Source organism: Hoeflea sp. EC-HK425 (assembly GCF_902498795.1).
GTDB classification, from domain to species: Bacteria; Pseudomonadota; Alphaproteobacteria; order Rhizobiales; family Rhizobiaceae; genus Hoeflea; species Hoeflea alexandrii.
Genome location: NZ_LR701572.1, coordinates 172245 through 181827, shown reverse-complemented (window position 1 = coordinate 181827; position 9583 = coordinate 172245). Strand labels below are relative to the sequence as shown.

The 9583-nt window shown below is 63.0% G+C and carries 8 protein-coding genes; all 8 read right to left on the bottom strand.

What is annotated here, in order from left to right; translation table 11 throughout:
* Positions 1-33: 33 nt before the first annotated feature.
* The 8 genes from glmM to tolR all read right to left on the bottom strand — a co-directional run bounded on the left by glmM (position 34) and on the right by tolR (position 9574).
* Positions 34-1386: a phosphoglucosamine mutase gene (glmM, locus tag SPHINGO391_RS03740; RefSeq protein WP_152007569.1), complete on the bottom strand. Its 1353-nt coding sequence runs from the start codon at positions 1384-1386 to the stop codon at positions 34-36.
* A 173-nt stretch (positions 1387-1559) separates the two neighbouring features.
* A complete protein-coding gene (gene ftsH / locus SPHINGO391_RS03735; RefSeq protein ID WP_152007568.1) occupies positions 1560-3497 on the bottom strand; it encodes an ATP-dependent zinc metalloprotease FtsH in 1938 nt (645 codons plus the stop codon).
* A gap of 112 nt (positions 3498-3609) precedes the next feature.
* Positions 3610-4857 (bottom strand): tRNA lysidine(34) synthetase TilS, encoded by a 1248-nt coding sequence (gene tilS, locus SPHINGO391_RS03730; protein WP_193217175.1) that lies wholly within the window; start codon positions 4855-4857, stop codon positions 3610-3612.
* 124 nt (positions 4858-4981) lie between these two features.
* The gene (ybgF, locus tag SPHINGO391_RS03725; protein WP_152007566.1) at positions 4982-5884 is read right to left on the bottom strand and encodes a tol-pal system protein YbgF; all 903 of its coding nucleotides are present in this window, start codon (positions 5882-5884) and stop codon (positions 4982-4984) included.
* A gap of 166 nt (positions 5885-6050) precedes the next feature.
* Complete coding sequence (gene pal, locus SPHINGO391_RS03720; RefSeq protein WP_152007565.1) at positions 6051-6557, bottom strand: peptidoglycan-associated lipoprotein Pal; 507 nt, start codon at positions 6555-6557, stop codon at positions 6051-6053.
* A gap of 166 nt (positions 6558-6723) precedes the next feature.
* Complete coding sequence (gene tolB / locus SPHINGO391_RS03715; protein ID WP_193217174.1) at positions 6724-8037, bottom strand: Tol-Pal system beta propeller repeat protein TolB; 1314 nt, start codon at positions 8035-8037, stop codon at positions 6724-6726.
* 18 nt (positions 8038-8055) lie between these two features.
* Positions 8056-9111 (bottom strand): hypothetical protein, encoded by a 1056-nt coding sequence (locus tag SPHINGO391_RS03710; RefSeq protein WP_152007564.1) that lies wholly within the window; start codon positions 9109-9111, stop codon positions 8056-8058.
* Between the two features lie 10 nt (positions 9112-9121).
* On the bottom strand, positions 9122-9574 hold the full coding sequence (tolR, locus tag SPHINGO391_RS03705; protein ID WP_152007563.1) for a protein TolR: 453 nt from the start codon (positions 9572-9574) through the stop codon (positions 9122-9124).
* Positions 9575-9583: the final 9 nt, after the last annotated feature.

The window sequence follows — 9583 nt, the reverse complement described above, 5'->3', positions numbered from 1 at the left end:
CGGCCTGCCGGACGAATACTGCCTGAGCAAAGGTCAGGCGGCGTTGCGCACACCGGAAATCACATTGATCAGCTGGTCGACAACGGTTTCGATCATCTCGCGGTCGTCGCCTTCGGCCATGACCCGGATCAGCGGTTCCGTGCCGGAAGGCCGGATCACCAGGCGGGCGGAGCTTCCCAGTGTCGCTTCGGCTTCGGCAATGGCCGACTTCACCACTGCGTCGTTGAGCGGATTGCCGCCCGAATGCCGGACGTTCTTGAGCACCTGCGGCACCGGTTCGAACCTGCGGCAGACTTCTGAAACCGGCCGCCCCATCCGCTGCACGCAGGCCATCACCTGCAGAGCAGCAACCAGGCCGTCTCCGGTGGTGGCGAAATCCGAAAGCACGATATGCCCCGACTGCTCGCCACCGACGTTGAAATCATGCTTGCGCATATGCTCGACCACGTAGCGGTCGCCGACCTTGGTGCGCGCCAGCGACATGCCGTTGCCTTCAAGGAAGCGCTCGAGGCCAAGATTGGACATCACCGTGGCGACGATGCCGTTGCCGCGCAGCAGACCGTCAGCAGCCCAGGATTCGGCAATCAGCGCCATCAGCTGGTCGCCGTCCACCACCGCGCCGGTCTCGTCGACGATCAGCACCCGGTCCGCGTCTCCATCCAGCGCAATGCCGATATCGGCGCGCACTTCGTGCACCTTGCGCGACAGCGCAACCGGATGGGTCGAGCCGCAATTGAGATTGATGTTGGTGCCGTTCGGCTCCTCGCCGATGGCGATCACATCCGCACCCAGTTCCCACAGGGCTGCCGGTGCCACCTTGTAGCCGGCGCCATTGGCGCAATCGATGACGACGCGCATGCCCGCAAGCGTGATGTCCTTGGGCAGGGTGCGCTTGGCGAATTCGATGTAGCGGTCATGCACACCGTCGACGCGTTTGGCGCGTCCGATCGCATCGGGGCGCGCGAGCTGCAGATGGATGTCCTCATCCATCAGCTCCTCGATCCGGTGCTCCAGATCATCCGACAGCTTGAAGCCATCGGGACCGAACAGCTTGATGCCGTTGTCCTGATAGGGATTGTGCGAGGCCGAGATCATCACGCCGATATCGGCGCGCAGCGAGCGGGTCAGCATGGCCACGGCGGGTGTTGGAATTGGCCCGAGCAGGAACACATCGAGGCCGGCCGCGGTAAAGCCGGCCACCAGCGCGTTTTCGATCATGTAGCCCGACAGCCGGGTGTCCTTGCCGATCACCACGCGGTGCCGGTGATCGCCGCGCCGGAACAGGTTTCCGACCGCAATGCCCACCCGCATTGCCAGATCCGGCGTCATGGGCGCCTTGTTTGCCTGGCCACGAATACCATCCGTGCCGAAATATCGCCTGCTCATGGAAAGCCCCCGGTAGTGTCCCGACTGTTTGTTTTTGTATCCCGCTTGATCCAACACATCGGCACAAGAATACAATCAGATTTTGTTACAGATCGTTGCAATACACACAAAACAGCCGCCAAACGGCGGCTGTCAACACATCTCGGGGGTTATGGTTTACGCCACGAGCGCCTTTACTGCGGCTGCGGCTCGAGCCCGGCATCGGGCTCATCACCCTTCTTGCCGGCCCCGCCCTTCTTTGCACCGGCGGTCGGCACGGCCGTTCCACGGGTCGGCGGCGTATCGTCGCCGATGTCGCGGGAGGGCTTCTCGCCGCGGATCAACGCCTGGATTTCATCGCCGGTAAGCGTTTCGTATTCGAGCAACCCTTCGGCGATGGCGATGAAACCCTTCTTCTTCTTGGTCAGGATTTCCCGGGCTTCATTGTAGGCCTGATCGATAAGACGGCGGATTTCGCTGTCGATCTTCTGCGCCGTGGATTCCGAGACATTCTTCTGCTGGGCAACGGAATGGCCGAGGAACACTTCCTGCTGGTTTTCGCCATAGGCGACCTGGCCGAGTTCATCGGAGAAGCCCCACTCGGTTACCATTGCACGGGCAAGCTTGGTTGCCTGGACAATATCGGACGAAGCGCCGGAGGTGATGTTTTCCTTGCCGAAGGTCAGTTCCTCGGCGACACGGCCGCCCATCATGATGGCGAGGCGCGAAACCATCCACTTGTAGCTCATCGAGTAGCGATCGGCCTCGGGAAGCTGCATCACCATGCCCAGCGCACGGCCGCGCGGGATGATCGTCGCCTTGTGCACCGGATCGGCCGCGGCAACGTTGAGCGCCACGATGGCATGCCCGGCTTCGTGATAGGCCGTCAGCTTCTTTTCTTCCTGGGTCATGGCTGTCGAGCGCCGCTCGGCACCCATCATCACCTTGTCCTTGGCATCTTCGAACTCGGCCATGGTCACAAGCCGCTTGTTGCGGCGGGCAGCAAGCAGCGCGCCCTCGTTGACCAGGTTCATCAGATCCGCGCCGGAGAACCCGGGCGTGCCGCGGGCCAGAACCTTGAGATCGACATTCGGCGCCATCGGCACGTTGCGCACATGCACCTTGAGGATCTTCTCGCGGCCGTTGACGTCAGGCAGCGGCACAACGACCTGGCGGTCGAAGCGGCCCGGACGCATCAGCGCCGGGTCGAGCACGTCCGGACGGTTCGTGGCCGCAATCAGGATGATGCCTTCATTGGCTTCAAAGCCGTCCATCTCGACGAGCAACTGGTTGAGAGTCTGCTCGCGCTCGTCATTGCCGCCGCCAAGGCCTGCGCCACGATGGCGGCCGACAGCGTCGATTTCGTCGATGAAGATGATGCACGGCGCATTCTTCTTGGCCTGCTCGAACATGTCGCGGACACGGCTGGCGCCAACGCCCACGAACATTTCGACAAAGTCGGAACCGGAAATGGTGAAGAAGGGAACATTGGCTTCGCCGGCGACGGCGCGCGCTGTCAGCGTCTTGCCGGTGCCGGGAGGGCCCACAAGCAGAACGCCGCGCGGGATCTTGCCGCCGAGCCGCTGGAATTTCTGCGGATCACGCAGGAACTCGACGATTTCCTCGAGGTCCTGCTTGGCTTCATCGACGCCGGCCACGTCGGCAAAGGTCACCCGGCCATGTGCCTCGGTCAGAAGCTTCGCCTTCGACTTGCCAAATCCCATGGCGCCGCGGGAGCCGCCCTGCATCTGCCGCATGAAGAAGATCCAGACACCGAGGATGAGCAGGATCGGCAGCCAGGAAATCAGGTACCCGACGAGTGTGTTGGAGCTGTCGACCTCAGGCCGCGCAGTGATCGACACGTTGCGTTCGTTCAGGCGGTCGATGAGACCGGAATCTCCGGGCGAGTAGGTCTGAAACCCGGTCGCGGAGTCGGTATAATTGCCCGAGATCCGCTCGCCGACGATCGTCACGTCACGGACCCGCCCCGCATCAACATCCTTGAGGAACTGCGAATAGGCGATGTCACGCCCTGCAGTGCGCTCGCTCGGACTCTGGAACATGTTGAACAATGCGATCAACAGGAGCGCGATGATTGCCCAAAGGGCAAAATTGCGGAAGTTGGGATTCATGCTCTTCCTCGGGATCAAGGTCTGCAGCCACCGGCGCGAGACCGAATTAAGAATAGTCAATCTACAACATAGGAGCCTGAGGGTGTCTTGCCAAGGCTGGCAGCGGCGTTTGTCATTCCGCTTTCGTCGTCTCGCCGACAGCTTGCTTCATCGCGGCAGGCCACGGACACGCCGGAAATGGCCTCAACCCGGCCAATCGCGCCACTGCCTGTGCCACCGGCAGCTGGTAGACCGGCAGGATGCGCGATGCGCGACCGGCCAGCGCCTGACAGATATAGCCACCAACGACGCCCTCTTCGATAGTCAGGATACGCTGTGAGGCGCCATTATCGCGGCCAAAACAAGGCATGATCCCATGTTCTCCGCCACCGGCCACCTTGAGCGCCGTGCTCCGCGAGAGATTGCGGATCTCAAAGCGCCTGTCCCAGATGCCGGTCTCCCCCGGCTCCAGCACCAGCTTGCCGATGTCGCGGTTTTCACGCCGCAACACAAGGTGGCCATTCAACCGCCGGATCAGCACCCGCCCGAGATTGGTCGCGGCCCCCTCCCCGCCCTTGGCTCCTGAAGCGATGAAGCTTGCAAGCGTCGCTTTGCCGCGCCTGTCGAGCGGTCGCGCCGCCCCGCCGAGCCAGTCAATCAGGGCTTCGAGGGCCGCCATGGCGGGATCGGACGGATCATGCGCCTCGCATCGCATCCGGAGCAGCCCCGCCGCATCGACATGACACCGCTCGTCGATCAGACCGGCTGCCTGCCGCGCAAGACGCGACCGCCGGGCCGCGATGTCCGCCCCGTCCGATCCTTGCCGCAGCGCTGGATGGTCCGCAAGCCGGGCCCGAACCCGGACCCTTTCAAACCGCGGATCCTGATTGGAGGGATCCTCGATCCAGTCAGCCGCGCCGGCTTCGCGCAGGAACTGGCGTACCTGCTCCCGGTGACAGTCGAGCAGTGGCCGCAGGACCCACATGCGTCCGTCAAACAGCGTGGCCGGCGGGATGCCCGCAAGGCCGGGCGCTTTTTCCGAGGTGCTTCGGGCCTGCCGCATCACCAGCGTCTCGTTCTGGTCGTCGCGCGTGTGCGCTGTCACCATCGCCGAAAGACCAAGCCTTTCGCACGCCTCCGCAAGCAGACCGTACCGGGCGGCACGGGCCGCCGCCTGCAGCCCCGTCACCGGCTGGCCGCTTTGCCACCTGAGCGTTTCATGCCGGATACCGAGCCGCCGGCAGCGGGCCTTGACCCGCCGCGCCTCCTCTGCCGATCCGGCCCGCAATCCGTGATCCACGGTCAGTGCGACCAGTTTTTCAGGGCGCATGACCGCGGCGAGCCCGATCAGCAGACCCAGCGAATCCGATCCGCCGGACACGGCGACGCCAAGCGGCCGGCGGTCAGTCAGGCTTGCACAAAAACGTCTCAGAAGCTCAAGATATGCGGGCGGCTGTGCCGCGGTGTCTCCCGAAAGATCTGACTTTGCGGGATCGGACAAGAATTCAGCAGCTCGCCAGCTGCTGTTCTTCGCTGACCTTGGCGCGAACCGCTGCGGAAGCGCCCGGATAGCGGATCAGCACCTCGCGCAGTGTCGCACAGGCCGTCTCGCGATTGTCGAGCTTGGCCAGCGACATGCCCAGCTTGAGCAGGGCGTCGGGACCCTTGTCGGCGCGGGGAAACTGCTTGTGTGCGTCGAGAAAGGTTTTGGCCGAATCCTGATAATGGCCTTGCGAATACTGCGCCTCGCCCAGCCAGAACATTGCATCCGCGGCCCGGGGATCTTCCGGATTGTTCGCCAGATAGTCCGCGAAAACCTGCTCGGCAAGCGCGTAATCGCCGGCCAGCATATGATTGTAGCCGGCCTGGTACATGTCTTCGGGAGAAGACAGCGAAGCCGTTTCGCTGCCGCCATCCATCGGTTCGATGATGCCGCCGATAAGGTCGCCATTGTCATTGAACCGGATGGTTCCGAGATCCGTCGCAGGCGCACCAGGCCCCTGGGTGTCCGGGGTGGTCGACGCGGTGCTCGACTGCTCGATCCCCGGCTGGGTGACCGCCGGGCCGGCATCTCCACGCTGATTGCCGGTCTTCTCAAGCTCCTGGAAGCGGAACTCGTTGTCCTGCTGCATCTGGCGCATCTGCTCCTGCATCTGCAAGAGCTGGAATCCCAGCTCCTCGATGCGGCCATTCAGCCCGCGGACCTGCTCCTCGAGCTGTCCGATCCGGAAGACCGGATCTCCGCTCTGCGCCAGGATCACCGGCGCGCGGAGCGTCTCCGGAGCATCGATGGACGCCGGCGGCACCGGTGCTTGTTGCGAAAATGCGGAAAGCAGCGGCGCGGCACCCACGGGATATGCAAGTGCGCTGATCGCCGCCGCAGCTAGTAGTCTGGAAATGGATTTCATCGGCCTGACCTCATGACGCGGGACATGTGCCCGGACAACTCGAATAACGCATGGCAGGACCCCAAATCAACGCACAAACCGGCCAAACTATGGTGAAAAGCACCTGACACAAAAAAGATGGCGGCCCTGAGACCGCCATCCTGCATTCAACGTCCGCTATCTGCGGTCAGCTTCCGGCGCCGCCGAGAACAGTGACTGCACGCCGGTTCTGCGACCAGCAGGAGATGTCATCGCAGACCGCGACCGGACGCTCCTTGCCGAACGATATCGTGTTGATGCGGTTTGCAGCCACGCCACGGGTCGAGAGATACTGCCGTGTGGCAGCGGCGCGGCGCGCACCGAGCGCGAGGTTGTATTCGCGGGTGCCGCGTTCGTCGGCATGGCCTTCAACGGTGATCTGATAGTTCGGATACTGGTTGAGCCACTGCGCCTGACGATCAAGCGTCGCCGCAGCATCAGCGCGGATGACCGAAGAGTCGGTGTCGAAGAAGATCCGGTCACCGACATTGACGGTGAAATCCTGCTGCGTGCCCGGGGCTGCGTTCCCCGCAAGGCCGAGATCGGCGGCATTGTTGGGCAGATTGTTCTTTTTCGATGCGCAGCCTGTCAGCATGAGCGCAGCAAAAAGCGCGATCATCGCCGGGTTGCGGGCAAGTTCTTGCATGCGGCGCATGGCCGGACTCCTTGGAAGTGTTTGGTTGACCGTTTGTAACCGGTCGCGGTTAATCGGCGTTGAACAAAGACAGTTAATTTTTCATCATTTTCGTTCCTGATTGCAGCGTTTGAACGCACAATGAGGCGCAAAGACGGCGAAATCCTGCCGTTTTCAGGATCTACCCCTACTCCAGCAAGGGCGACCAGGCCGGGTCCGACGCATAGCTCGGCGTGCTGACCAGTTGCTCGTTGTAGCCGGTCAGGTCGATCGAGTAGATCTGCGGACCGCCAGCCCCCGCGGGCTGGCGAAAGAACATCAGCACCCGCCCGTTGGGGCTCCATGTCGGCCCCTCATTGTGAAAGCCGGTGGTCAGGATGCGTTCGCCGGACCCGTCGGTCTTCATCACGCCGATCGAGAACTTGCCGCCCGACTGCTTGGTGAAGGCGATCAGGTCACCGCGCGGCGACCAGACCGGCGTTGAATAGGATCCGTCCCCGAATGAGACACGCCGCTGGTTGGAGCCGTCAGCACCCATGATGTACAGCTGCTGGCGTCCGCCGCGGTCGCTCTCAAAAACGATCTGGTTGCCATCGGGCGAGTAGGACGGCGAGGTGTCGATGGCGGCGGTGTTGGTCAGCCGCGTCGTCTGCCGCGAGCGCAGATCCATGGTGTAGATATTGGCGTTGCCATCCTGCTGAAGGCTCATGATCACCTTCTGCCCATCCGGCGAGAACCGCGGCGAGAAGGTCATTCCCGGGAAGTTGCCGACCAGTTCGCGCTGACCGGTTTCCAGCTGCAGCAGGTAGACCCGCGGCTGGCCGCCCTCGAACGACATGTAGGTGATTTCCTGCCGGCTTGGCGAGAACCTTGGCGTCAGCACGATGTCATTGGCATTGGTCAGCATGCGCAGATTGGCGCCATCCTGGTCCATGATCGCCAGTTGCTTCTGGCGCGCGGTCTTCGGACCACTTTCCGATACGAACACGACCCGGCTGTCGAAATAGCCCTTCTCGCCGGTCAGCCGCTCGTAAATGGAATCGGCGATGATGTGCGCCACGCGCCGCCAGTTCTCGGGCCGCGTGAAGAACTGCTCGCCCGAAAGCTGCTGGTTCGCAAAAGTGTCCCACAGCCGGAACTCGGCCCGCAACCGTCCATCGGCCTCCCGCGCCAGCCGGCCCGTGACAAGCGCCTGCGCATTGATCACCCGCCAGTCCTGGAACCGCGGCGCTGCATCTGGATTGGAAATCTTCTCGATGAAGGCGGCCTTGTCGATCGGCGCAAACAGCCCCGACCGCTTCAGGTCGGCCGAAACAACCGCTGCGATCTGCGCACCCAGCTCGTCGTTCGAAATGAAATCGGTAATGGCGATCGGCAGCGGCTCGACATTGGCGCGATTGATGTCGATTTCCACCACGGCGCGCGCCGGCCCGGCCGTGAGCAGCAGCAGTGCTGCAACCATGGCCAGGGGAACGCCAAGAATGTGATTGATCATTTTCATAATGCAGCCTTTCAGCGCTTAGAACATCTGGCTGGGATCGAAGTTGACGATCACTTCCGCCCATGAATCATACTTCTCTTTCGGCAACTGGTAGGGCTGCGCCCTGAGAACCGCGCGACGGGCGCTGCCCGACAGCGTACCACGGGTTCCAGCCGAACCGCCGCTGGCCGATACATCCGGTTCACCGATGATGTTGCCGGCCGGATCAAGCCTCATCTTTACCGTCACCCGCACATCGCCGCCATCGGCCATGCCCGGAATGATGTTCCAGTACTTCTGGATCTGTCCGCGCAGCGCATCCATCTCGCTCTGGCTGAGCGTGTTGCCCCGGGTTGTCCGGGTGCCGCCAAGCGAAGCGGTTTCGGTCGACCGCTTCGCGCCGCCACCCGCGGCATCCTGCTTGTTGAGCAGCGCTGCCACCTGATCGGCATTGAAATCGCTCTCCTTCGACGAGGCGGTTTCCTGCGCGGGCTTCGGTGCAGCCTCCCTTGCCGGCTCCGGACGGGTTTGCGGCACCGGTCCGGCACTCGGCAAGGCAGCAAATTGCGGTTCGGCCGGAGCCGCCTCGGTGATCGCTTCAGCCACCGGATCAGGCGTCGTCTCGGCCGGCAGCGCCGCGACATCGACCGGAGCCGGTGTCGGTTCCGCCGGCTTTTCAGCCGCGGCCTCTGGCACTGGGTCGGGTGCCGGCGTCGGCTCGGCCACCGGTTCCGGCACTTCTGGTGCAGGCTTCGGGGCCGGCTGTTCTGCAGGTTTGGGCGGCGCTTCCGAAACCACTTCCCTGGGGCTGGGCGTGGCCGCCGCGCTGGACGTCAGATCAACCGAATTGTCTCCGGCGTTTTCCGCGTCCGGCACCGGGTCGGGACGTGACGTCGGCGTTGGCGCAGCCCTCTCGGCGATGGGCGCGGTTTTCTCACCCTGCTGGATCTGGGTGATCTCCTCGACCGGCACGATGCTGACGGGAAACGATTCCACATCCGCGACCTCAAGCGTCCGCGGCGCGGTGAAGGACGACAGCGCAGCCCCGAGCACCAGCACATGCAAAACCGTAGATGTCGCCAGACTTCCCTTCATCAGCGCGCCGTCAACTGTCCTGTTCCTGCAGCGTCACCAGGCCGAGGTTCTTGAACCCGGCCGCGGAAATACGCGCCATCACCTTCATGACGGTGCCGTAATCCGCATTGGTATCGCCGCGCACATAAATCCGTTCATCATAACCGGTGGTGGCAATCGCCTCGAGCTTGGCCACCACTTCGTCAACTGCGATCTCGGTTTCCTGCAGGAACACCTGACCCGACGAATTGACCGAAACCGTGATCGGCTGGGTCTCGGAATTCAGCGCCCTGGCCTCGGTCTCCGGCAGGTCGATCGGCACGCCCACGGTCAGAAGCGGCGCGGCCACCATGAAGATGATCAAGAGCACAAGCATCACGTCGACGAATGGCGTGACGTTGATTTCGCTCAGAAGCTGCTTGCGACGGCCACGTCTGCCGCGACGCGAACCGCCGCCCTGGCCGCCTGATACGGACATGCCCATTCCGCCCCC

Excerpts from the sequence above, each read along its gene's own strand:
- ftsH (WP_152007568.1), bottom strand. The coding sequence starts at position 3,497 with ATGAATCCCAACTTCCGCAATTTTGCCCTTTGGGCAATCATCGCGCTC.
- ybgF (WP_152007566.1), bottom strand. The coding sequence starts at position 5,884 with ATGAAATCCATTTCCAGACTACTAGCTGCGGCGGCGATCAGCGCACTT.
- SPHINGO391_RS03710 (WP_152007564.1), bottom strand. The coding sequence starts at position 9,111 with ATGAAGGGAAGTCTGGCGACATCTACGGTTTTGCATGTGCTGGTGCTC.
- glmM (WP_152007569.1), bottom strand. The coding sequence starts at position 1,386 with ATGAGCAGGCGATATTTCGGCACGGATGGTATTCGTGGCCAGGCAAAC.
- tolB (WP_193217174.1), bottom strand. The coding sequence starts at position 8,037 with ATGAAAATGATCAATCACATTCTTGGCGTTCCCCTGGCCATGGTTGCA.
- tolR (WP_152007563.1), bottom strand. The coding sequence starts at position 9,574 with ATGGGCATGTCCGTATCAGGCGGCCAGGGCGGCGGTTCGCGTCGCGGC.
- pal (WP_152007565.1), bottom strand. The coding sequence starts at position 6,557 with ATGCGCCGCATGCAAGAACTTGCCCGCAACCCGGCGATGATCGCGCTT.